Origin of the sequence: Pseudomonas urmiensis, from assembly GCF_014268815.2 — a bacterium.
In the GTDB taxonomy this organism is placed as follows: Bacteria; Pseudomonadota; Gammaproteobacteria; order Pseudomonadales; family Pseudomonadaceae; genus Aquipseudomonas; species Aquipseudomonas urmiensis.
Genome location: NZ_JABWRE020000001.1, coordinates 805,333 through 828,982, shown reverse-complemented (window position 1 = coordinate 828,982; position 23,650 = coordinate 805,333). Strand labels below are relative to the sequence as shown.

Genomic DNA, 23,650 nt, shown 5'->3' with positions numbered 1-23,650 from the left:
ATGCAAGAGCGAAAAGAAAACAACCTGTAAACGAAGCAATAAGTGCGCCTATTATTGGCAAACCCTTGTATTCCGGCAAGTGTAGCGTGCAAACCTGCACGAATTGTCTGCAGGATTGCCCCACAATGGCACAGGAATGTTTCTGACGGCCCCGTTCTCGTGCGACCAAGGTGACAGAAAACGGTTACCGATGAATGTCGAGGTAACAGAATGCAAAAAACCCGCCGTTGCTGGCGTAATGCTGTTCACTTGAGATTTTGGGGCCGCTTTGCGGCCCTTCGCGGGCAAGCCCGCTCCCACAGGGATAGCGCTCAGCTTGAGAACGGCGCTATACCTGTGGGAGCGGGCTTGTCGGGGCGCCGAACCGCCGCGAAGGGCTGCAACGCAGCCCCAAAACAGACGACACACATTTTAAGTGAACTGCATTACGCCGTTGCTGGCGGGGTTCTGTGCAGACTGGCCGCTATCAAGCCGAAGCGCGGCTCATTTCCTTGTGGGTATCGATCAGGTGCTGCACCACACCTGGATCGGCCAAGGTCGAAATATCGCCCAGCGCGTCGTACTCGGCCGTGGCGATCTTGCGCAGGATCCGCCGCATGATCTTGCCCGAGCGGGTCTTGGGCAGGCCTGGCGCCCACTGGATGACATCCGGCGAAGCGATCGGACCAATCTCCTTGCGCACCCAGTTCTTCAGCTCCAGGCGCAATTGCTCGCTCGACTCGACCCCGGCATTGAGGGTCACATACACATAGATGCCCTGCCCTTTGATGTCATGCGGCACGCCGACCACCGCCGCCTCAGCGACTTTCGGGTGGGCCACCATCGCACTTTCGATCTCGGCGGTACCCATGCGGTGACCGGAAACGTTGAGCACGTCATCCACGCGACCGGTGATCCAGTAGTAGCCATCCTCGTCACGGCGCGCACCGTCACCGGTGAAGTACATGCCGCGGAAGGTCTTGAAGTAGGTGTCGACAAAGCGGTCATGGTCGCCATACAGCGAACGCGACTGACCCGGCCAGGAGTCGAGGATCACCAGGTTACCCTCGGCGGCGCCTTCGATCAGGTTACCCAGGTTATCCACCAGGGCCGGCACCACGCCAAAGAACGGACGGGTTGCCGAACCCGGTTTCAAGCCAGTCGCCCCTGGCAGCGGGCTGATCAGGATGCCGCCGGTTTCGGTCTGCCACCAGGTGTCGACGATCGGGCAACGCTCCTTGCCGACAGTCTGGTAGTACCAGTTCCAGGCCTCAGGGTTGATCGGCTCACCCACCGAACCGAGCAGGCGCAGGCTGGAGCCATCTGCGCCGGCAACGGCGGCCTGACCTTCGGCCATCATCGCGCGAATCGCGGTCGGCGCGGTGTAGAGGATATTGACCTTGTGCTTGTCGATGATCTTCGACACGCGGGTGATGTCCGGGTAGTTCGGCACACCTTCGAACAGCACGGTGGTGGCGCCATTGGCCAGCGGGCCATAGACGATGTAGCTGTGGCCGGTGACCCAGCCAACGTCGGCGGTGCACCAGTAGACTTCGCCCGGGCGGTAGTCGAACACCCGCTCATGGGTCAGCGAGGCGTAGACCATGTAGCCACCAGTGGTGTGCAGGACACCCTTGGGCTTGCCAGTCGAGCCAGAGGTATAAAGGATGAACAGCGCTTCTTCGGCGCCCATCTCTTTAGGTGCGCAGTGGCTGGAGGCGACCTTCATCAGGTCTTCGTACCAGATATCGCGGTGCTGGTGCCAGGCGATGTCGCCACCGGTGCGCTTGCACACGATGATCTTCTGCACGCTGCTGGTTTCAGGGTTGGTCAGGGCCAGGTCGACGTTGCCCTTGAGCGGCGTATGCCGACCGCCACGCACGCCTTCGTCGGCAGTGATGACAATCTTCGATTTGCAGTCGATGATTCGACCGGCCAGGGCCTCAGGCGAGAAGCCACCGAACACTACCGAATGGATCGCGCCAATTCGGGCGCAAGCCAGCATGGCCACCACCGCCTCGGGGATCATCGGCATATAGATGGTCACCACGTCGCCGCGGTGCACATCCTGGCCACGTAGGGCGTTGGCGAATTTGCACACCTGCTCGTGCAGCTCGCGGTAGGTAATGTTGCGGCTTTCGGAAGGATCGTCGCCTTCCCAGATGATCGCCACCTGATCGCCGCGCTCTTCGAGGTGACGGTCCAGGCAGTTGTAGGAAACGTTCAGAGTGCCGTCAGCAAACCATTTGATATCGACATGGTGATCGTCGAAGGAGGTCTGCTTGACCTTGGTGAACGGCTTGATCCAGTCCAGGCGCTGGGCCTGTTCGCGCCAGAAACCGTCGGGGTTGATCACCGACTGCTGGTACATGGCCTTGTAGGTGGCCTCGTCGGTCAGGGTAGTAGCCGCAACCTCGGGACGAACGGGATACAGTGGAGCCGCACTCATCTGTGTTACCTCGGTGTAATAGTTGTTTTTGTATGGAACCGTTTGTAACTGTACCAGAGCGGCTAAGGCCATTCGACGTTGGTAGTAGCAAGCCCCTCCTTCGCCGCAGAGGTTTCGCGCAACCGCTCTAGCCCGCACAACACCGGCATTCGACCAGTAATCAAAAGCTGCTTTCCCGGCGATTGTTACAGATTCTGTCAACAGTCTTTATCAAAACCCCCACTGTTTCAGCTGTAGGCCGGGCCATAAAATTCACCTCGCCAGCAACGGCAAGGCGATTAACTTCTGGTAACAGCCCCCACGAAGGCAACGTTAATCCCCTCTTCATCCCGATAGTTAAACACTCGTTGTACTCGCGGCGTCACAAGCGCCGCGTGCCCCCTCACGACCTTAGACAGGTAAATTGAAAATGAAAGCGTTACTGGTATTGGTACTTGGCGGTCTTTGCAGCGCGGCGATGGCCGACGAAGTTGCAAACGATGTCGAGCAGATTCCGGTTGAACAGTACAGTTACTCGCAGCACTTGGACATTGCCCGTGTGCTGTCCATGAGCGAAGTGCCTAACGTCTGTGAAGTAGTGCCCGCCCGCATGACCTACGAGGACTCCAAGGGCCAGAAGCACATTCTCGAATACCGCGTGATGGGTAACGGTTGCTCCAACGGTTGATCCCTGTGAATGGGGCCGCTTAGCGGCCCCTTCAACTGTTTACTCGGACGATTTGCCCAAGGCGTATTCACGCAACTTGTTGGCAATGGTTGTATGCGAAACCCCCAGTCTTTTGCCTAATGCCCGACTACTTGGGTATTCGCCAAGCAAACTTTCCAGCACCGCTTTTTCAAAGCGGCCGACAATCTGCGAAAGTTCCCCTTCCAACGAAAACTCCCCCAACGGTTGGCGCACGCCATAATCCGGCAGACGAATATGTTCGCTCTTCACCAGCCCGCCTTCACATAATGAAACAGCCTGGAATAAAACGTTCTCCAATTGCCGCACATTACCCGGCCAATGGTAGTGGCTGAGTTTTTCCATGGCGGCGGGCGCCAGGCGCGGCATCGGGCAGCCAATCTGCCGGCTGGCTTGATCGAGAAAGTGCTGCACCAGGCCTTCGAGGCCATCCATGCACTCTCGTAGCGGCGGGATATGCAGCGACAGCACATTCAAGCGGTGGTACAGGTCCTGGCGGAATTCGCCCCGCGCGCACAGCTCGGACAGGTCGACCTGGGTGGCGCAAATGACCCGCACATCCAGATACACCTCTTCATCGCTGCCCACCCGGCGAAAGCAACCATCCTGCAAGAAACGCAGCAACTTGACCTGTAGGCGCGGGCTCATTTCGGCCACCCCATCAAGGAACAGCGTGCCTCCTGCGGTCAGTTCCAGCAGCCCCAGCTTGCCCTCCGCGCGCGCGCCCTCGAAAGCGCCCGGACCATAGCCAAACAGCTCGGTTTCGGCCATCGACTCCGGCAACCCCGCGCAGTTGAGCGCCATCAGCGGCGCCTGCCCACGCGGGCTGGCCAAGTGGCAGGCACGCGCCAGCAACTCCTTGCCAGTGCCTGTTTCGCCCTCGATCAACAACGGCGCATCCAACGGCGCCATGCGCCGCGCTTCGCGCACCACGGCGGCCATCACCCGCGAGCTCTGGAAAATACTGTCGAATCCGCGCAGCTCCTGCTTGCGCACGTTATAGATGCGCTCGCCAATGCGGTCGGCGCGATGCAAGGTCAGCACCGCCCCGGCCAACGCCTCGCTTTCGTCATGCTCGGACTGCAACGGGGCGATGTCGGCGAGAAACACATCCCCCTTGACCTTGATGCGCAGGCCATTGATGCGCGACTTGTTCGCCCGCACCAGCTCGGGCAGGTCGAAGTCCTCGACGTAGCGCGCCAGCGGCAGGCCTGGCACCTCATCGACCCGCACCCCAAGCAACTGCGCCGCCGCACGGTTGGCCGCCACGATACTGCCGCCCATGTCGATCGACAGCACCGGGAACTCCAATGCACCCAATAACGCATTGAGCTCCATATGCCGACGCTCGCTGGGCATCAGGCCGACGCGCTTGACGCCGAACACCCCGGCGATCGCTTCGAATTTCGGCCGCAAGGCTTGGAACTGCAGGTTCACCAGGTTCGGACAATGCAGGTAGATGGCATTGCCGTGGTCGCCGCCAACCTCGCCGCGCAGCACGTTGATGCCGTACTCGACCAACAGGTTGAGGATGTCTCGCAAAATGCCGATGCGGTTCTGGCAATGCACTTTGATACGCATGGAAATGTCCCGAAGCCGCCGATTTTTTCATCGGCACGCGTAAAAGTCGTAAAGATAAGCTGACAAATTCAGGTAAAAGGTCAGCCGGATCTCCGTGATTTTCCGGGATAAGCGCTTTTTTGTAAAATTTACGTTACGAAATCACCCGCTTCACCTGATCAGCAAACACCCCACACCCGGTGCAAAGGCTGCGCTGAAGGGCTATTCCTAGGGCATGTCGCATCCATAACAAGAAAGACCGCCCTCACCAGGAGAGCCACATGAAACAGACGCAGTACGTGGCACGCGAGCCCGACGCGCACGGCTTTATCGACTACCCGCAGCAAGAGCATGCGGTATGGAACACCCTGATCACCCGTCAATTGAAGGTGATCGAAGGCCGGGCCTGCCAGGAATACCTGGACGGCATCGAGCAGCTCAAGCTGCCCCATGACCGCATCCCGCAGCTGGGCGAAATCAACAAGGTACTGGGCGCTACCACGGGCTGGCAGGTCGCCCGCGTCCCGGCGCTGATCCCCTTCCAGACCTTCTTCGAACTGCTCGCCAGCAAGCGCTTCCCGGTGGCTACCTTCATCCGCACCCCGGAAGAGCTCGACTACCTGCAAGAGCCGGACATCTTCCACGAGATCTTTGGCCACTGCCCTCTGCTGACCAACCCTTGGTTCGCCGAATTCACCCACACCTATGGCAAGCTCGGCCTGGCCGCGACCAAGGAAGAGCGGGTGTACCTGGCGCGTCTGTACTGGATGACCATCGAGTTCGGCCTGATGGACACCCCGCAAGGTCGCAAGATCTATGGCGGTGGCATCCTCTCCTCGCCCAAGGAGACCGTCTACAGCCTGTCGAACGAGCCGGAACACCAGGCGTTCGACCCAATCGAAGCCATGCGCACGCCGTATCGGATCGACATCCTGCAGCCGCTGTATTTCGTTCTGCCGAACCTCAAGCGCCTGTTCGACCTGGCCCACGAAGACATCATGGGCATGGTCCACCAGGGCATGCAGCTGGGCCTGCACGCGCCGAAGTTTCCACCCAAGGTCGCTGCCTGAGCCGCCTTGACGATAACAACTCAAACCGGAATGACACCCATGAATGCCTTGAACCAAGCCCACTGCGAAGCCTGCCGCGCCGATGCGCCGAAAGTCAGCGATGAAGAATTGGCGCAGCTGATCCGCGAGATCCCGGACTGGAACATCGAAGTGCGTGACGGCCACATGGAGCTTGAGCGGGTTTTCCTGTTCAAGAACTTCAAGCACGCGCTGGCGTTCACCAATGCCGTTGGCGAAATTGCCGAAGCCGAAGGTCACCACCCAGGCCTGCTGACCGAGTGGGGCAAAGTCACCGTGACCTGGTGGAGCCACTCGATCAAGGGCCTGCATCGCAACGACTTCATCATGTGCGCGCGCACTGACAAAGTTGCCGAGACGGCTGAAGGCCGCAAGTAACTCGCTACACCTCTGATCGCGGGGCAAGCCCGCTCCTACGCCCTGCGCAATGAAGCAGGCGCGCGGGAGCGGGCGTGCCCCGCGATTGCATTTAGAAGGGCCAACCGACCCGTTGCCGTCCGGTATCCGCCCGCAAAACCGACAACTGACAGGCAAAAAGTTCAAACTGTCATGCAGACTGCTGTATCCTGCCCCAGCTTTCCAAAGCCATAAACGCGCCTGGCGCAGCCTTTTCACTCACACTTGCGAGGAACGTCGAGATGCATGAAATCCCGAATCTTCCCTTCCCAAGCCTGAACCCCGAAGAGCAAACCGTTGCCGCCCACTCCGAGCCGACGCCTGCCGTCGAGCAGGATGGCGACGATACATCCAGCGCTGATCAGGAATAACCGCGCACGACAGTGTGAAAACGGCTGACCTTCGGGAACTCCCACGTCATCACGTTTTCACACCGTCCAGATCCCCTGCCACGAAGACCCTCCATGCCCGATTCACCGCGCCCCCTTGCGGTCACCCTGCAAGTCGTCTCGATCGTCATCTTCACCTTTATCGGCTACCTGAACATCGGCATCCCCTTGGCCGTACTGCCGGGCTATGTGCATAACGAACTGGGCTTTAGCGCAGTAGTCGCGGGCCTGGTGATCAGCGTGCAGTACCTCGCCACCTTGCTCAGCCGCCCCACGGCCAGCCGCATCATCGACAACCTGGGCAGCAAAAAAGCGGTCATGTATGGCCTGTTCGGCTGCGGCCTGAGCGGCGTGTTCATGCTCGCCTGCAGTTTTCTCAACCACATGCCATGGCTCAGCCTGACCTGCCTGTTGATTGGCCGACTGGTATTGGGCAGCGCAGAAAGCCTGGTCGGCTCCGGCTCGATCGGCTGGGGTATCGGCCGAGTGGGCGCGCACAATACCGCCAAGGTAATCTCCTGGAACGGTATCGCCAGCTACGGCGCGCTGGCCGTCGGCGCCCCGCTGGGAGTGCTGATGGTCAAGCAGTGGGGGCTGTGGAGCATGGGCGTGAGCATCATCCTGCTGGCAGTGACGGGCCTGCTGCTGGCATGGCCCAAGCGCGCCGCGCCCATTGTCAGCGGTGTGCGCCTGCCGTTTTTGCAGGTGCTGGGCAAGGTGTTTCCGCACGGCTCGGGGCTGGCCCTGGGCTCGATCGGTTTTGGCACCATCGCCACCTTCATCACCCTGTACTACGCCAGCCGCGACTGGCCCAATGCCGCATTGACCCTGAGCCTGTTTGGCGCCAGCTTTATCAGTGCTCGACTGTTGTTCGGCAACCTGATCAACCGCATCGGCGGCTTCCGGATGGCAATTGCCTGCCTGTCGGTGGAAACCCTGGGGTTGCTGATGCTGTGGCAGGCGCCGAGTGCCGAGATTGCCTTGGCGGGCGCTGCGTTGAGTGGGTTTGGCTTCTCGCTGGTCTTCCCGGCACTGGGGGTCGAGGCGGTGAATCAGGTATCAGCAGCCAACCGCGGCGCCGCGGTGGGGGCGTATTCGCTGTTCATCGATCTGTCGCTGGGCATTACCGGGCCGCTGGTGGGCGCAGTGGCATCTGGGTTTGGCTTTGCCTCGATGTTTCTGTTTGCCGCAGCGGCCTCGGCTTGCGGGCTGGTGCTGAGCCTGTATCTGTACCGCCAGGCGCGGCGGTTGCGCCAAGCCTGAATGGCCATCGCGGGGCAAGCCCGCTCCCACAGATCTGTAGGAGCGGGCTTGCCCCGCGATGCGCTTGAGGGTCAGCGCAGGGCGTACTGCAACACCACCTCCAGCGGATGGCGCATCTGCTTGTCGGCCATGCGCTTGACCTGGCTACGGCACGAATAGCCAGTCGCCAACGGCTCCCCTTGTTTATCCAGCTTGGTCGCCCACGACTGCTCGAAGATGGTCCGCGACGTCTGCTGATTGCGCGCCTCATGCCCATAAGTGCCGGACATCCCGCAGCAGCCGGTCGCCTCGGTCACCAGCTTCAGCCCCATGCGGGCAAACACCTGCTCCCACTGCTTGGTACTGGCCGGCACGTTGGTCTTCTCGGTGCAATGAGCCATCAAGCGGAAGTGGCCAGCATCCGCCACCGCCTGCTCAGGTAGCACATCGATCAACCACTCCTGCGGTAGCAACACCTTCGGGCAATCTTCCAGGCCAGGCACCTTCTGATACTCCTGGCGATAGACCAGCGTCATCGCCGGATCCAGGCCGACCAAGGGCACGCCGCAGTCGGCCAGCGCCTTCAACTGGCTACCATTGCGGATCGCCGCCTTGGCGAACGCACCGAGAAAGCCCTGCACGTGCAGCGGCTTGCCGTTGGCGCTGTAGGGCGCCAGGAACACACGATGCCCCAGACGATGGGCAAGCTCGATGAACGCGGCCAGCAGCGGCGTCTCGAAGTAACGGGTAAAGGCATCCTGGACCAGCACGATGCTGCGCTCACGCTGGGCCGGGGTCAGCTCGCGCAGCGCTGGCACGCTGGCAACACCGACCCGGCAACGGCTCAGGGTGGCCTGGAAGTTGAAACGGCTGATCAGTGGGCTGTCGACCATGCCGATCTTGTCCGCCAGCAGTTTGCTCACCCACGTCGAGCCCATCACCGCGTTGTACAGGCCCGGCGCATGGGCAAGATAGGGAATGCTGAACTCCAGCGAGCCGATCAGGTAATCGCGCAGCGGGCGCTGGTAGCGGCCGTGGTACAGCTCAAGGAAGCGCGAACGGAAGTCCGGGACATTGACCTTGATCGGGCATTGCCCTGCGCACGACTTACAGGCCAAGCAACCGGCCATGGCCTCGTACACCTCGTGGGAAAAGTCCGCTTGGCCCTGCTTCTGCGCTCGGTTATTGCGCAGGCGGGTCGGCAGCCCTTTGAGCCAGGACACTTTGCTGCGCGCCGCCGCCAGCACATCGATATCCGCCGCACCTTGCAGACGCAGCCACTCCCGGATCAGCGAAGCGCGACCTTTGGGCGAATGTTGCCGTTCACGGGTGGCCTTCCACGACGGGCACATGGCGTCGTTGGGGTCGTAGTTGTAGCAGGCGCCATTTCCGTTGCAGTGCACAGCACTGCCAAAACTCTGCCAGACGCGCTCATCGATGGTTCGATCAAGATCACCGCGCAGGCTCACGCCATCGACCTTGGTCAGGCCTTCGGCGCTGTCCGGTGGCGTGCAGATCTTGCCTGGGTTGAGCTGGTTATACGGGTCGAACGCGCCCTTCAGGCGTTGCAGCGACGGGTACAGCTCGCCGAAGTAATCCGGCACGTATTCCGAACGCAGGCCCTTGCCATGCTCGCCCCACAGCAGACCGCCGTAACGCTGGGTCAGCGCAGCCACCGCATCCGAGATTGGCTTGACCAGCGCCGCCTGGGCCGGGTCTTTCATGTCCAGGGCCGGACGCACGTGCAACACCCCGGCATCGACGTGGCCAAACATGCCATAGGCCAGACCATAGCTGTCGAGCAGCGCACGGAAGTCAGCGATATAGTCAGCCAGCTGCTCAGGCGGCACTGCCGTATCTTCGACAAACGGCTGCGGCCGCACCTCGCCCTCGACGTTGCCCAGCAGGCCCACCGAGCGTTTGCGCATGGTGTAGACCCGCGTCACGGCCTCGGCCCCCTCGGCCAGGGTATGACCCAGGCGCTCGACCCCCTTGTCGCTCTGCAGATGCGCGATGAACGCCTGCACCCGCGCGTTGACCTCGCCCGGCTCGTCGCCGCAGAACTCGATCAGGTTGATACCCAGGGTCGGCCGCTCAGGGTCAGCCGGGAAGTACTCGGCAACGCTGTGCCAGACGATGTCTTTCATCGCCAGCATGAGCACCTTGGAGTCGACGGTTTCGATCGACAGTGGCTTGTGCGCCATCAGCGCATTGGCGTCTCGCAGGGCATCCATGAAGCTGGTGTAGCGCACGTTGACCAGCACTGCGTACTTGGGGATCGGCAGCACATTGAGCTTGGCCTCGACCACGTAGCCCAGCGAGCCCTCGGCGCCGCACAGTACGCTATTGAGGTTGAAGCGGCCCTGCTCGTCGCGCAGGTGCGCCAGGTCGTAGCCGGTCAGGCAGCGATTGAGCTTGGGGAAGGTGCTTTCGATCAGCTCGGCCTGGTTCTGCTGGATGTCGCGGGCAACCCGATAGACCTCGCCAGCACGGCCCGGCGCGGCGCAAGCCTGCTCCAGCGCCGCATCGTCGATCGGCAGGCTATGCAGGCGCTCGCCACCGAGCAACACGCTGTGCAGTTCAAGCACGTGGTCGCGGGTCTTGCCGTAGGTGCAACTACCCTGGCCGCTGGCGTCGGTGTTGATCATGCCGCCCACGGTAGCGCGGTTGGAGGTGGACAGCTCCGGGGCAAAGAACAAGCCGTGTGGCTTGAGCGCCGCATTGAGCTGATCCTTGACCACCCCGGCCTGGACGCGCACCCAGCGCTGCTCGACGTTGATCTCCAGGATCTGGTTCATATGCCGCGACAGGTCGACGACGATGCCGTCAGTCAGCGACTGGCCGTTGGTGCCGGTACCACCGCCACGCGGGGTCAGCTTGATCTGCTGGAAACGCGGCTCGCCCATCAGTGCGGCCACCTTGGCCACATCGTCGGCATCGAGCGGGAACACCGCCGCCTGTGGCAGGCGCTGATAGATCGAGTTATCGGTGGCGAGCACCGTACGGGTGGCGTAGTCGGCACTGATCTGGCCGCGGAAACCGCTGCTGCGCAGGGCTTCGAGAAATTCCGGGTAGTTGACGGCAGGGGCACTGGTCGACAGCTGGGCGATCATCGTTGGATGGCCTCTTGATATGGGCTGATTCACGGTAAACCTGTCTTCCCGGCATAGGTTACACAGCCAGGGATGACGAATATGCCAATGTTCCTGTACTTTCCGGCCAGGGGCAAACGGATATTCCTGCCGCTATTGATGAGCTTTATGAATGAATTACCGCCACCTGACCCCGTCGATGTCGCTGCTGCTGGCGTTCGAGGCCGCCGCTCGGCATGAAAGCTATACTCGCGCTGCCGCCGAACTGTCGCTGACCCAGAGCGCGGTCAGCCGCCAGGTGCAGGCACTGGAGCAGCAGTTAGGCCTGACCTTGTTCCGCCGCGAAGGGCGCCAGGTGCAGTTGACCGACGTCGGGCGCCTGTACCAGCGCGAGCTCAGCGAAGCGCTCGGGCGGATCCGCAGCGCCACCTTGCAGGCACTGGCCTACCAGACAGGCGTCGGCACCTTGCGCCTGGCCACCCTGCCGACGTTCGGCTCGAAATGGCTGCTGCCGCGTCTGCATGCTTTCTACGCGGCCCATCCGGGGATGCTGGTACATATTCATTCACGCATTGAAGCGATCAACTTCGACACCAGTGAGATCGACGCCGCCATCGGCGTGGCCAGCCATGACCTGCCAGGGCTGATCTGCCATCGCCTGCATGCCGAAGAGCTGGTGGTGATCCTGCCGCAGGAGGCTGCCAGTGAGGCGCAGGGTTGGAGCCCGGCGCGCATCAGCGAACAGGTACTGCTGAATGTGGCCAACAACCCGCACGCCTGGGGCGAGTGGTTCTCCCACCATGACCTGCCACACCGAGCGATGCGCCTGGGGCCGAGCTTCGAGCTGACCTCGCACCTGATCCAGGCGGTACGAGCAGGCATTGGCATTGGCCTGGTGCCGCGGGTTCTGGTCGAGGAAGAACTGGCCAAGGGCGAGCTGTTCAGCCCGGGCGTCGCGTTTGCCAGCCAGCGCAGTTACTACCTGATATATCCGCCGCGTAATGAGGCATTGCCGTCGTTGCGGGCATTTCGTGGCTGGCTGCTGGAGCAGATTTAAAGCCCAGCGGGCGCTATCGCGGGGCAAGCCCGCTCCCACGCAGTCATGCCTGGCACGCATGCCTGGCACGCATGCTTGGCACGCGTGCTTGGCGGCCTGCGTGGGAGCGGGCTTGCCCCGCGATAGCACCCGGACAGACAACAAAAAACCCGATGCCAGTCACCTGTCATCGGGTTTCAAGTAACACGCTCAGCGCTTACTTGGCTACAGAGCTTGCCGCCCGGTTAGCCTGCGTCCCACGTCTGCCCTTGAGCATGTAGACCACGAACATCGCGAACAACCATACCGGGATCGCATACACCGATACCTGGATCCCCGGGATCATCAACATGATGCTCAGGATCAGCACCACGAAGGCCAGTACCACATAGTTGCCATAGGGGTACCACAGCGCCTTGAACAATGGCTTCTGCCCGGTACGGTCAAGGTGCTGACGGAATTTCAGGTGCGAGTAGCTGATCATCGCCCAGTTGATCACCAGCGCCGCTACCACCAGCGACATCAGCAGCTCCAGGGCATGCTGCGGCATGAAGTAGTTGAGCAGCACGGCAATCAGGGTGACCACTGCCGAAGCCAGAATCGAGCGCACCGGCACGCCGCGCTTGTCGATCTTGGCCAGCGCAGCAGGGGCATCGCCCTGCTCGGCCATGCCATAGAGCATCCGCGCATTGCAGTAGGTGCCGCTGTTGTACACCGACAGCGCCGCAGTCAACACCACGAAGTTCAGCAAGTGCGCAGCCACATCGCTACCGAGTAGCGAGAACACCTGCACGAACGGGCTGCTGCCATAGCTGCCACCGGAGGCATCGATGCTGGCGACCAGGCTGTCCCATGGGGTCAACGACAGCAGAATCACCAGGGCGCCGATGTAGAAAATCAGGATCCGGTAGATGACCTGGTTGATCGCCTTGGGAATCACGGTCTTCGGCTTGTCGGCCTCGGCTGCGGTGAAACCGAGCATTTCCAGGCCACCGAAGGAGAACATGATGATCGCCAGCGCCATGACCAGGCCGCTGACGCCATTGGGGAAGAAGCCGCCATGCGCCCACAGGTTGGTTACCGAGGCTTCAGGGCCGCCGCTACCGCTGGTCAGCAGGTAGGCGCCCAGGCCGATCATGCCGACGATCGCCGCGACCTTGATGATCGCGAACCAGAATTCGGCCTCGCCGAAGACTTTCACGTTCATCAGGTTGATGGCGTTGATCAGCAGGAAGAACGCCGCGGCGGTGACCCAGGTGGGGATCTCCGGCCACCAGTAATGGACGTACTTGCCGACTGCCGAAAGCTCCGACATGCCGACCAGGATATACAGCACCCAGCAGTTCCAGCCCGACAGGAAGCCGGCGAAACCGCCCCAATATTTGTGCGCGAAATGGCTGAAGGAGCCGGCAACCGGCTCTTCGACGATCATTTCGCCGAGCTGGCGCATGATCATGAAAGCGATGAAGCCGCAGATGGCATAGCCAAGGATCATCGACGGACCGGCAGACTTCATCACACCGGCCGAGCCCAGGAACAATCCGGTACCGATCGCGCCACCCAGAGCGATCAGCTGGATATGGCGGTTTTTCAGGCCCCGCTTGAGCTCGCCTGACTGCATGTTTTGTCCACTCATGAACGAAGTCACCTGCTTGTTTTTATCTGTGACGGAATCGGACCCACCGCGCTCGTGGCGCAGCGGAATGGGCAAGGTGATTACCTTGGATTTTTCTTGGACTCGGGCGACACGACAGGCACTGGGCCAGGACGGTCAACCGGGAGTCAGCAAGAGTGCGCGGTACGCAAAGGGGTCACAGGTAAAACGCGGCGCATTGTATACCCCTGCAAACGCGCAGGCGTCAACGCGTTGCGTCATTTCCTGATGAAAAAACGCAGCGGTCCTGGGGCGAAGGCCTGAAAAGGCGCAGTGATCGGCGTACATGGCGCCTCCATTTGTTGTTTTGATGCCCGGCGCTCCGGCCAGGCTGTGCACACGGCATGGCGCTATATCAGCGTGCTGCGGCGGGTTGGGCAAGAGGGGGTGGGGCTGGGGGGCATGCTCAAACGCGTAGGACTTGGCAAGTTTTATTTACAACGAAGAGGAAGGGCAGTTGAAACGAGCAATAGCGTAAACATTTCCTTACGCAGTGGTTCGAAATATTGCCATTTGGTAAAAAATTCTGATGAATCAGTACGTTGGAACGTCCACATCGTTTGAGGGGGCTAACCCAGCCTCTGTCTAACGGACACAAAAAAGCCAGCCTTCGGGCTGGCTTTCTGAGCTACAGACTTGATCAGCCGCGAGGCTTACCGCGACCGGTGCCAGCAGGCTTGCCACCCGCAGGCTTACCGCCTTCTGGCTTGCTGGTGCGCTTGCGCATATCGCTCGGACGCTCGGCAACGGTACTGCTGCTACGGCCACCCTTGCGCGCAGCACCGTCTTCACGGGCCGCCCGCGCCGGGCGCTCAGCTTGACCTTCCTGCGCCGGACGCAAGGTACGCACGCGCTCGCCCCGGCCCAGCGGACGGGTCGATTTGCGCTGCATACGCTCCATCTTGTCCTTGGCCTTGAGGTTCATGGTCGGCAGCGCTACCGGCTGCAGGCCCACTTCAGCGGCAAGGATGTCGATCTCGCCCTGGCTCATTTCGCGCCAGCGGCCCATCGGCAGGTCGGAGTTGAGGAACACTGGTCCGAAACGCACGCGCTTCAGACGGCTGACGATCACGCCCTGGGATTCCCACAGACGACGAACCTCACGGTTACGCCCTTCCATCACCACGCAGTGGTACCAATGGTTGAAGCCTTCGCCACCAGGCGCTTTCTGGATGTCGGTGAACTTCGCCGGGCCATCTTCGAGGACCACGCCAGCCTTGAGCCGGTCGACCATCTCGTCGTCGACTTCGCCACGCACACGCACGGCGTACTCGCGGTCCATCTCGTAGGACGGGTGCATCAGGCGATTGGCCAGTTCACCATCAGTGGTGAACAGCAGCAGGCCCGTGGTGTTGATGTCCAGACGGCCGATGTTGATCCAGCGGCCTTCTTTCGGACGCGGCAGGCGGTCGAACACAGTCGGGCGCCCTTCTGGGTCGTCACGGGTGCAGATCTCGCCATCAGGCTTGTTGTACATGATCACCCGGCGGGTGGCCTCGGCAGCCTCCACGCGCTTGATCAGCTTGCCATCGACGGCAATTGCGTCGTGCAGGTCAACGCGCTGGCCGAGGGTGGCGGCGACGCCGTTGACCTTGATCCGGCCTTGGCTGATCCAGGCCTCGACGTCACGCCGCGAGCCCACGCCAATGCGCGCGAGAACTTTTTGCAGTTTCTCGCCGGATGGGGGGATGGCTTGGGTTTCTTGCAGGTTTTGCTCACTCATCTGGGCACCTCCCGGTGTAGGAATGAAATTGGCTATTGGCGACGAATGCGCCAAAGGGGCGCGCATCATACGCGGTTCGCAGGGCGAACGCACTGCAGAGTAGCCGGTTTTGTGCAGGGGGCTGGGGTTTGCGCTGAACGGTCGACCTGTGGTGTGCCAATTTCGGCCTCATCGCGGGGCAAGCCCGCTCCCACGCAGCCCGAGCCACCCAGCCAAATGAGCCGCATCAGCGTGGGAGCGGGCTTGCCCCGCGATGAGGCCAGCACTGACACTGCTAAATCAGGACTTCACCTCAGGCTCATCTTCAACCGAGGACGCTGCTTCATCGTCCGGCGACTCATCGCGCAGATCATCGAAATCAGTCTTCAACCCCTCTTCCATGGCATCCAGCTCCACCAGCAAGGTCCGGAAGCTGGTCTCTTCGCGTGGCTCCCCCCCTTCGCCCAGCTCTTCATCGCCAAGACTGGCATCGGCCAGCGCCTGCAAATGCGCCGGCACTGGGGCGTCATCCGGGTCAACCAGCGGCTCCGGTTCCATCTCGCGCAGCTCGGCCAACGCCGGCAATTGATCGAGGCTGTGCAAGTTGAAGTGATCGAGAAACGCCTTGGTGGTGGCAAACATCGCCGGCCGCCCGGGTACTTCGCGGTAGCCAACGATGCGAATCCACTCGCGTTCCATCAAGGTCTTGATGATATTGGTGTTGACCGCCACGCCACGCACATCTTCGATCTCGCCGCGAGTGATCGGTTGGCGATAGGCGATCAATGCCATGGTCTCGAGCAGTGCCCGCGAGTAGCGTTGTGGCCGCTCCTCCCACAGCCGCCCGACCCAGGGCGCGAAGTTTTCGCGGATTTGCAGGCGGTAGCCGCTGGCCACTTCCTTGAGTTCGAAAGCCCGGCCATTACACGACTTGGCCAGCACCTCGAGGGCTTTCTTGAACACGGCAGGCGCCGGCCGCTCGGCTTCTTCGAGCAGCTCATACAGGCGTTCAAGCGATTGCGGTTTGCCCGAGGCCAGCAGAAATGCCTCGATCAGCGACGCCAGGTCGCGCGGTTCATTCAGGTTCATGGGTCTTCAGGTCTGCTTGTTTCACTCGGTCCGGGCACGGACATGGATCGGGGCGAACGGCTCATTCTGCACCAGTTCGATGAGCGATTCCTTCACCAGTTCGAGAATCGCCATGAAGGTGACCACCACACCCAGCTTGCCTTCCTCGGCGCTGAACAGCTCGACGAAGGGCACAAAGGCGCCACCCTTGAGGCGTTCGAGCACTTCGCTCATGCGCTCGCGGGTCGACAGGGTCTCGCGGGTGATCTGGTGGCTTTCGAACAAGTCATTGCGGCGCATGACTTCGGCCATCGACAGCAGGATCTCCTCCAGGCTGACCTGCGGCAACAGCTTGCGCACCTTGGCCTGCGGGGCCTCCAGGCGTGGGATCAGCACATCGCGGCCAACCCGCGGCAGTTCGTCAATGCCCTCGGCGGCCGCCTTGAAGCGCTCGTACTCCTGCAAGCGGCGGATCAACTCGGCACGCGGGTCGCCCTCTTCTTCCTCGACCTCGGTGGAGCGCGGCAGCAGCATGCGCGACTTGATCTCGGCAAGCATCGCGGCCATCACCAGGTATTCCGCCGCCAGCTCCAGGCGCACCGACTTCATCAGCTCGACGTAGGACATGTACTGGCGAGTGATCTCCGCCACCGGGATATCGAGAATGTCGATGTTCTGTTTGCGGATCAGGTACAGCAGCAGGTCGAGCGGCCCCTCGAAGGCTTCGAGGATCACTTCCAAAGCGTCTGGGGGGATGTACAAGTCAAGCGGCAGCTCGGTAACGGCCTCGCCATACACCAGCGCCAGTTGCAACTGCAGGGGGGCGTTGCTGTCGCTCGGCGGCGCTGTTACTTCGATCACCTGATTCACGCAGGGGCCAAGAATGGCGCGGGATCACCACAACCGACGCGGATCACTTCCGGCTCGTCGCCGGCCAGGTTGATCACTGTGGAAGCCTTGAGGTCGCCGAAACCGCCATCGATGATCAGGTCGACGTGATGCTCCAACGCCTGGCGGATCTCGTAGGGGTCGGTCATCGGCTCGTCTTCGCCCGGCATGATCAGGCTGACGCTCATCAGCGGCTCGCCCAGCTCTTCAAGCAAGGCCAGCACGATGGGGTTGGAAGGCACGCGCAGGCCGATGGTGCGGCGTTTTTCATGCAGCAGCAGGCGCGGCACTTCGCGGGTGGCGTTGAGGATGAAGGTATACGGCCCTGGGATATGCGCCTTGAGCAAGCGGAAGGTGGCAGTGTCGATCTTGGCGAACAGCCCCATCTGCGACAGGTCGCAGCACAGCAGGGTGAAGTTGTGATGCTTGTCCAGTTGGCGCAGCCGGCGCACCCGCTCGACAGCGTTCTTGTCGCCGATCTGACAGCCCATCGCGTAGGCCGAATCGGTCGGGTACACCACCACCCCGCCCTTGCGAATGATTTCAACGGCCTGTTTTATCAGGCGCGCCTGCGGGTTTTCCGCATGAATCTGGAAAAATTGGCTCACGAAGTCGTCCTGTTCATATCGCCATAGGCTGTTCATGCTTGAATCGGCGCCACAGAGGTGGCAGGTCCTCGGGTAATGGCCGGTAAGCACCGATTTCGCCCCAGGTGCCAGGGCCGTGGAAATCACTGCCAGCGCTTGCCAGCAGGCCGAACTCACGGGTGAGGATGGACATAGTGCCCACCTGCTCGGCCGGCATCATCCCATTGACCACTTCAAGTGCCTGCCCGCCTGCCTGAATATAGTCGGCAATCAGCCGTCTGCGCTTGCTGCGGGTCAGTTCGTAGTGCATGGGATGGGCCAGGCTCACCCAGGCATTCGACTGGCGCAGGGTCGCGACAGTTTCCTCAAGGGTTGGCCAATGCAGCTTGACGTCGCCCAGCTTGCCCGCCCCCAGCCACTTGCGAAAGGCTTCGCCACGGTCCTTGACGTGCCCGGCGCGCACCAGGTAGTCGGCAAAGTGCGGCCGCGCCGGGGCGTTGCCGCTATCGCCCAGCGCTTGCTGCACCGCACGTGCGCCTTCAAGCGTGCCCGGCATGCCCTTGGCCGCCAGACGGCGGTCGATTTCCTCGGCGCGCAGCCAACGCCCCCGATGCAGGGCCTCGATAGCCTCCAGTAGCGGCGGTGCATCGAGGGGGAAATCGTAACCCAATATGTGAATGGTCGCGCCGCCCCAGGTGCACGAAAGCTCCACCCCGCTGACCCAATGCATACCCTTGGCAAGGCAGGCCTGGCGGGCTTCGGCCAGCCCTTCAAGGGTGTCGTGGTCAGTCAGGGCCAATGTCTGCACACCGTGCTCGTGGGCGCGGGCGACCAATACCGCGGGCGACAGGGCGCCATCGGAGGCCGTGCTGTGACAGTGCAGATCAACATTCATGGAGGAGCGCTACCGCTGGAATCGATGTTTGATATTATGCCGTCACATCCCGCTTCTGGCTGCCATTGTGAAACAATTCATCGATTTCATCCCGCTGCTGCTGTTCTTCATCGTCTACAAGCTCGACCCGCGCCCACTGGAGTTCGCTGGCCACAGCTTCGAACTGGGCGGTATCTACAGTGCAACGGCAGTATTGATCGCAAGCTCGCTGGTGGTCTACGGCGCACTGTTCATCCGTCAACGCAAGCTGGAAAAAGGTCAGTGGCTGACCCTGGTCGCGTGCCTGGTGTTCGGCGGTCTGACCCTGGCGTTCCATAGCGAGACCTTCCTCAAATGGAAGGCACCGGTGGTCAACTGGCTGTTCGCCCTGGCCTTCGCCGGTAGCCATATCATCGGCGACCGGGTGTTGATCAAGCGCATCATGGGCCACGCGCTGAGCTTGCCCGATGCCATCTGGACGCGGTTGAACCTGGCCTGGATCGGCTTCTTCCTGATCTGCGGCGCGGCCAACCTGTTCGTCGCCTTCACCTTCCAGGACTTCTGGGTCGACTTCAAAGTGTTCGGCAGCCTGGGCATGACGGTGTTGTTCCTAGTCGCCCAAGGTGTTTACCTGTCGCGCCACCTGCACGACAGCGACCCTACCACCCCCAAGACCGAGGATTGACATGCTCTACGCCATCATCGCCAGCGACGTCGCCAACTCCCTGGAAAAACGCCTGGCTGCCCGCCCTGCGCACATCGAGCGCCTGCAGCAACTCAAGGCCGAAGGCCGCGTGGTGCTGGCCGGCCCGCACCCGGCCATCGACAGCAACGACCCGGGCGAAGCAGGTTTCAGCGGCAGCCTGATCGTTGCCGAGTTCGACTCGCTAAGCGCCGCGCAAGCCTGGGCCGATGCTGACCCGTACATTGCCGCAGGTGTGTACGACAAAGTGGTTGTGAAGCCGTTCAAGCAAGTCCTGCCTTGATCTGACACCGCGTTGCACGTTTCGCGGGCAAGCCCGCTCCCACAGGGTTTGTGCATACCTCGTTCATGGGGTTGACCCAGCGCTTTGTGGGAGCCTGCGATTGGGCTGCTAAGCAGCCCCAATTACAGGCCCTGGGTCTACTGACTGGCATTGGCCCCCACCCTCATTAATTCCGACCAGCGGCCGACAACCTCCTGAATCGATATCAATCAGGAGTTCCAATGCGCCAAGGTCCGTTGTTCCTGCTGCTTTGCTTGCTGTTGCTGAGCCCATTGGCCAGTGCCGAACAAACCCTGTCGCTGGAAGCCGGTGCCCGGATCACCGAGCTGCAACAGCGCCTTGAAGAGAGTGAAAAGCAGCGTGCAGCCCTCACCGAGCAATTGCACAACGCCGACAGTGAGCGAGAAAGCGCCCAGCTCACACGCCTGCGCCAGGACAACCAGCGCCTGAAGCTGTCGATCAAGCAAATGCAGGCCGATACCGCGCAATCGCCACTGAGCGATCAACAATTATGGTTCCTGATTGGCTCAGGCGTTGCACTGTTCTCGGTACTCTGCGGTATCTTTGCCAGTGGCGGACACAGAAGACGCCGTCAATGGTTGAATTGAGTGAGTCATGAGCGAGCTGTTACTGATTGATGATGACCAGGAACTCTGCGAGCTGCTCGGCAGCTGGCTGACCCAGGAAGGTTTTGAAGTGCGCGCCTGCCACGATGGCATGAGCGCGCGCCAAGCCCTGGCTGCCCACGCCCCGGCAGCCGTGGTGCTGGATGTAATGCTGCCCGACGGCAGCGGTCTGGAGCTGCTCAAGCAGTTGCGCAGCGAGCATGCTGAACTGCCGGTGCTGATGCTCTCCGCGCGCGGCGAGCCGCTGGACCGGATTCTTGGCCTTGAACTGGGCGCCGACGATTACCTGGCCAAACCGTGCGACCCGCGTGAGCTTACCGCCCGCCTGCGCGCGGTGCTGCGCCGCAGCCACCCCGCCGCGACCACCACCCAAGTCGAAATTGGCGACCTGGCGTTCAGCCCGGCCCGCGGCGTGGTCAGCATCGAGGGCCGCGAGATGACCCTGACCCTTTCGGAAAGCCGCATCCTTGAAGCCCTGCTGCGCCAACCTGGCGAGCCGCTGGATAAACAGGAACTGGCGCAGATCGCCCTGGGCCGCAAGCTGACCCTGTACGACCGCAGCCTGGACATGCATGTCAGCAACCTGCGCAAGAAGGTTGGGCCACACCCCGATGGCCGCCCGCGCATCGTCGCCCTGCGCAGCCGCGGCTATTACTACAGCCTCTGAGCAGCGACCAGCCGCAAGCGACAAGAGCATGCAATCGGTGTGTTCTTGACGCTTGAAGCTTACAACTTGCAGCCAAGGTCTTTACCCAGCCTTTACCCTCACCTGACCGCTCTTGACCTTGATCTCCCTAAACTGGGCTCATCCGGTAAACACCGGCCCATGAAAGGAGAGACACCATGCGCAAGACCCTTATCGCCCTGATGTTCGCCGCCGCCCTGCCGACCGTTGCCATGGCCATGCCTGAAGGCGGCCCGCGCCACGACGGCCCGCATCATCGCGGTGACGCGCCTTTCGCCCAACTGGATTTGTCCCGCGACCAGCGCCAGCAGATCGGCAAGCTGATGGGCGAGCAGATGAAACAACGCCGCGATATCACCGAGCGCTACATCGCCAAGCTGCCGGCCGCCGAGCAAAAGGCCATGAAGGACGAGATCAAGGCCAGCCGCGACAAGGCCGATGGCCAAGTGCGCGCCCTGCTCAAGCCTGAGCAGCAGAAGAAGTTCGACGAACTGAAGAAGGAGCGCGAAGCGCGCAAGGCTGAATGGAAGCAGTTCCAAGCCTGGAAAGCTGAAAAAGCCGGCAAGGCCCAGTAAGCTGACCGCCCCATGCCCGGCCCGCTCTTGAGCGGGCCGGGCTTTTCCCGCTTGTAGGAGGTGCGTGTCTTGCGTTCACTGTTCTGGCGCATCCTGGCCAGTTTCTGGCTCGCCATCACCCTGGTCGCCGGCCTGTCGATCTTGCTCGGCCATATGCTCAACCAGGACAACTGGATACTCAGCCGCCACCCGGGCCTGAACACCCTGGCCAGCCGCTGGGCCCAGCATTACGAGCAAGAGGGCATTGGCTCGGCCCAGCGCTTCCTGGAACGACGCAAGCAACGCTTCAAGGTCGATGTGCAGGTGCTCAACGATGCCGGCGATGCCGTGGTGCCAGGCACCTTCCCGCGTCGCGCGGCCGACTTCGAGGCCCGCCAGCGCAATGACCAACGCCGCCTGCCATGGCGCCGGCTGACCGAGGAATACACCAGCCCGACCACTGGCGAGACCTACTTGCTGATCTATCGCATTCCCCATCCCGAGCTCGACGCCTGGCACCGCGAGAGCCTGCTGTGGCCGCTCAGTGCGCTGGGGATTGCCCTGGTCGTGCTGACCCTGTTCAGCCTGTTGGTAACGCTGTCGATCACTCGCCCGCTCAGCCGTTTGCGCGGCGCGGTGCACGACCTCGGCCAGACCAGCTACCAGCAGAACAGCCTGGCCCGCCTGGCGGCGCGGCGTGACGAATTTGGCGTGCTGGCCAACGACTTCAACAAGATGGGCGCGCGCCTGCAAAGCCTGATCGGCAGTCAGCGCCAGCTGTTGCGCGATGTCTCCCACGAACTGCGCTCGCCGCTGGCGCGGCTGCGTATCGCCCTGGCCCTGGCCGAACGTGCCGAGCCCGAGCAGCGCCAGGCGCTGTGGCCGCGCTTGACCCGTGAGTGCGATCGGCTGGAAGACTTGATCAGTGAAATCCTCGCCCTGGCGCGCGTCGACGCCGAGCAGGCGCTGGCCGAGCCAGTCGACCTCAATGCGCTGCTAGGCAGTGTGCGCAAGGATGCCCAGCTCAGCGCCCCGGATCAGGAGATTCGCCTGGAGGCGGCGCCAGGGCTGACCTTGCAAGGCTGGCCGACGCTGGTCGAGCGTGCCGTCGACAATCTGGTGCGCAATGCACTGCGCTTCAATCCGGCAGGGCAACCTATCGAGATCAGTGCCAGCGTTGATCAGGACCGAGTGCTGGTGACTGTGCGCGATCATGGCAAGGGCGTGGCGCCGGAGTACCTCGGCCAGCTGGGCGAGCCGTTCTTCCGCGCACCGGGGCAGGAAGCGGCGGGGCATGGCCTGGGCCTGGCGATCGCCCGGCGGGCGGCGGAGCGCCATGGCGGCAGTTTGAGCCTGGGCAATCATCCGCAGGGGGGATTTGTTGCGCGCTTGGAGTTTCCGGTGACGGCGGTGGTGGGCAGTTGAGCTTAGGGGCCGCGCTGCGGCCCCAAAGCACTTATTCCCAGGCGCTAACGAACTCGGCAGTGGCCAAAATCGGCGCCGTACGCGGCTCATTAACCGGCGTCCCCACATACAGATAGCCGATCAATTCCTCATTGGCCTGCAACCCCAACCCCTGATGCACATGGGCATCGAACGCCATGTCCCCGGTCCGCCACACCGCGCCAATGCCCTGGGCATGGGCAGCGATCAAAATGCCGTGGGCGGCACACCCCGCCGCCAGCCGCTGCTCGGACTTGGGCACCTTGAAGTGATCCTGCAACCGGGCAATCACCACGATCAGCAGCGGCGCACGCAGCGGCATGGCGCGGGCTTTGTCCAGTGCAGCCTGGCTTGCGTCGCCTTTTTTCGCTACAGCGCCTGCAAACAGCTCACCGAGCTTTTCCCGCGCCTGCCCCTCGATGGTCAGGAAGCGCCAGGGGCGCAGCTGACCGTGATCCGGGGCGCGCAACGCCGCCTGGAACAGCGCCTCGCGTTGGGCTGCATTGGGCGCAGGATAAGTCAGGCGAGGTACGGATACACGGTTGAGCAATGCGTCGAGAGCCTCCATCGGCTACCCTCCTGGCAGATAAAATGTGTGCCCATTCTCAAGTTGCCGGCCGCAAGCTGCAAGCGCCAAGAAGTCTCGGGCGCATGCCGAGCCACTGTT

The 23,650-nt window shown here is 62.0% G+C and carries 22 protein-coding genes; 12 read left to right on the top strand and 10 right to left on the bottom strand.

What is annotated here, in order from left to right; translation table 11 throughout:
• Positions 1-466: 466 nt before the first annotated feature.
• Positions 467-2,428, bottom strand: a complete 1,962-nt coding sequence (acs, locus tag HU737_RS03775; protein ID WP_186557417.1) for an acetate--CoA ligase — start codon at positions 2,426-2,428, stop codon at positions 467-469.
• A gap of 409 nt (positions 2,429-2,837) precedes the next feature.
• Here acs and HU737_RS03770 point away from each other — a divergent pair, with 409 nt between their 5' ends.
• Positions 2,838-3,095, top strand: a complete 258-nt coding sequence (locus HU737_RS03770; RefSeq protein WP_186557416.1) for a DUF2790 domain-containing protein — start codon at positions 2,838-2,840, stop codon at positions 3,093-3,095.
• Between the two features lie 39 nt (positions 3,096-3,134).
• Here the strand turns inward: HU737_RS03770 and HU737_RS03765 are convergent, their stop codons facing one another.
• The gene (locus HU737_RS03765; protein WP_186557415.1) at positions 3,135-4,694 is read right to left on the bottom strand and encodes a sigma-54-dependent transcriptional regulator; all 1,560 of its coding nucleotides are present in this window, start codon (positions 4,692-4,694) and stop codon (positions 3,135-3,137) included.
• A gap of 260 nt (positions 4,695-4,954) precedes the next feature.
• Between HU737_RS03765 and phhA the strand changes: the two genes are divergently transcribed.
• From phhA to HU737_RS03750, 4 genes are all read left to right on the top strand, one after another.
• On the top strand, positions 4,955-5,743 hold the full coding sequence (phhA, locus tag HU737_RS03760; RefSeq protein ID WP_186557414.1) for a phenylalanine 4-monooxygenase: 789 nt from the start codon (positions 4,955-4,957) through the stop codon (positions 5,741-5,743).
• A 39-nt stretch (positions 5,744-5,782) separates the two neighbouring features.
• A complete protein-coding gene (locus tag HU737_RS03755; RefSeq protein WP_186557413.1) occupies positions 5,783-6,139 on the top strand; it encodes a 4a-hydroxytetrahydrobiopterin dehydratase in 357 nt (118 codons plus the stop codon).
• A gap of 260 nt (positions 6,140-6,399) precedes the next feature.
• The gene (locus tag HU737_RS26335; protein WP_264082843.1) at positions 6,400-6,528 is read left to right on the top strand and encodes a hypothetical protein; all 129 of its coding nucleotides are present in this window, start codon (positions 6,400-6,402) and stop codon (positions 6,526-6,528) included.
• Between the two features lie 93 nt (positions 6,529-6,621).
• Positions 6,622-7,809 carry an MFS transporter gene (locus HU737_RS03750; protein ID WP_186557412.1) on the top strand — a complete coding sequence of 396 codons (1,188 nt, stop codon included), beginning with the start codon at positions 6,622-6,624 and terminating at the stop codon, positions 7,807-7,809.
• 71 nt (positions 7,810-7,880) lie between these two features.
• On the opposite strand, the gene ydiJ is transcribed toward HU737_RS03750, so the two are convergent.
• Positions 7,881-10,901, bottom strand: coding sequence for a D-2-hydroxyglutarate dehydrogenase YdiJ (gene ydiJ, locus HU737_RS03745; RefSeq protein ID WP_186557411.1), 3,021 nt, complete (start codon positions 10,899-10,901; stop codon positions 7,881-7,883).
• Positions 10,902-11,052: 151 nt separating this feature from the next.
• On the opposite strand from ydiJ, the gene HU737_RS03740 reads away from it, so the two are divergent.
• A complete protein-coding gene (locus HU737_RS03740; RefSeq protein WP_186557410.1) occupies positions 11,053-11,937 on the top strand; it encodes a LysR substrate-binding domain-containing protein in 885 nt (294 codons plus the stop codon).
• A 196-nt stretch (positions 11,938-12,133) separates the two neighbouring features.
• Here HU737_RS03740 and HU737_RS03735 read toward each other — a convergent pair whose 3' ends face one another.
• The 6 genes from HU737_RS03735 to HU737_RS03710 all read right to left on the bottom strand — a co-directional run bounded on the left by HU737_RS03735 (position 12,134) and on the right by HU737_RS03710 (position 18,710).
• The gene (locus HU737_RS03735; protein WP_186557409.1) at positions 12,134-13,552 is read right to left on the bottom strand and encodes an amino acid permease; all 1,419 of its coding nucleotides are present in this window, start codon (positions 13,550-13,552) and stop codon (positions 12,134-12,136) included.
• 658 nt (positions 13,553-14,210) lie between these two features.
• A complete protein-coding gene (rluB, locus tag HU737_RS03730; RefSeq protein WP_186557408.1) occupies positions 14,211-15,293 on the bottom strand; it encodes a 23S rRNA pseudouridine(2605) synthase RluB in 1,083 nt (360 codons plus the stop codon).
• 279 nt (positions 15,294-15,572) lie between these two features.
• Positions 15,573-16,361 carry an SMC-Scp complex subunit ScpB gene (scpB, locus tag HU737_RS03725; protein ID WP_186557407.1) on the bottom strand — a complete coding sequence of 263 codons (789 nt, stop codon included), beginning with the start codon at positions 16,359-16,361 and terminating at the stop codon, positions 15,573-15,575.
• 21 nt (positions 16,362-16,382) lie between these two features.
• A complete protein-coding gene (locus HU737_RS03720) occupies positions 16,383-17,201 on the bottom strand; it encodes a segregation and condensation protein A (protein ID WP_496198503.1) in 819 nt (272 codons plus the stop codon).
• A 5-nt stretch (positions 17,202-17,206) separates the two neighbouring features.
• On the bottom strand, positions 17,207-17,836 hold the full coding sequence (locus HU737_RS03715) for an L-threonylcarbamoyladenylate synthase (RefSeq protein WP_217838520.1): 630 nt from the start codon (positions 17,834-17,836) through the stop codon (positions 17,207-17,209).
• A 13-nt stretch (positions 17,837-17,849) separates the two neighbouring features.
• On the bottom strand, positions 17,850-18,710 hold the full coding sequence (locus HU737_RS03710; RefSeq protein ID WP_186557405.1) for a PHP domain-containing protein: 861 nt from the start codon (positions 18,708-18,710) through the stop codon (positions 17,850-17,852).
• 67 nt (positions 18,711-18,777) lie between these two features.
• On the opposite strand from HU737_RS03710, the gene HU737_RS03705 reads away from it, so the two are divergent.
• The 6 genes from HU737_RS03705 (at position 18,778) to HU737_RS03680 (ending at position 22,965) form a co-directional block, all read left to right on the top strand.
• Positions 18,778-19,374, top strand: coding sequence for a septation protein A (locus HU737_RS03705; protein WP_186557404.1), 597 nt, complete (start codon positions 18,778-18,780; stop codon positions 19,372-19,374).
• 1 nt (position 19,375) lies between these two features.
• Complete coding sequence (locus HU737_RS03700) at positions 19,376-19,675, top strand: YciI family protein (RefSeq protein WP_085618590.1); 300 nt, start codon at positions 19,376-19,378, stop codon at positions 19,673-19,675.
• A 221-nt stretch (positions 19,676-19,896) separates the two neighbouring features.
• Positions 19,897-20,283, top strand: coding sequence for an SH3 domain-containing protein (locus HU737_RS03695; protein ID WP_186557403.1), 387 nt, complete (start codon positions 19,897-19,899; stop codon positions 20,281-20,283).
• A 7-nt stretch (positions 20,284-20,290) separates the two neighbouring features.
• Positions 20,291-20,968: a response regulator transcription factor gene (locus HU737_RS03690; protein WP_186557402.1), complete on the top strand. Its 678-nt coding sequence runs from the start codon at positions 20,291-20,293 to the stop codon at positions 20,966-20,968.
• A gap of 176 nt (positions 20,969-21,144) precedes the next feature.
• On the top strand, positions 21,145-21,561 hold the full coding sequence (locus HU737_RS03685) for a Spy/CpxP family protein refolding chaperone (protein WP_186557401.1): 417 nt from the start codon (positions 21,145-21,147) through the stop codon (positions 21,559-21,561).
• A gap of 69 nt (positions 21,562-21,630) precedes the next feature.
• The gene (locus HU737_RS03680) at positions 21,631-22,965 is read left to right on the top strand and encodes a sensor histidine kinase (RefSeq protein WP_186557400.1); all 1,335 of its coding nucleotides are present in this window, start codon (positions 21,631-21,633) and stop codon (positions 22,963-22,965) included.
• A gap of 31 nt (positions 22,966-22,996) precedes the next feature.
• Here HU737_RS03680 and HU737_RS03675 read toward each other — a convergent pair whose 3' ends face one another.
• Positions 22,997-23,551: a nitroreductase family protein gene (locus HU737_RS03675; protein WP_186557399.1), complete on the bottom strand. Its 555-nt coding sequence runs from the start codon at positions 23,549-23,551 to the stop codon at positions 22,997-22,999.
• Positions 23,552-23,650 lie beyond the last annotated feature (99 nt).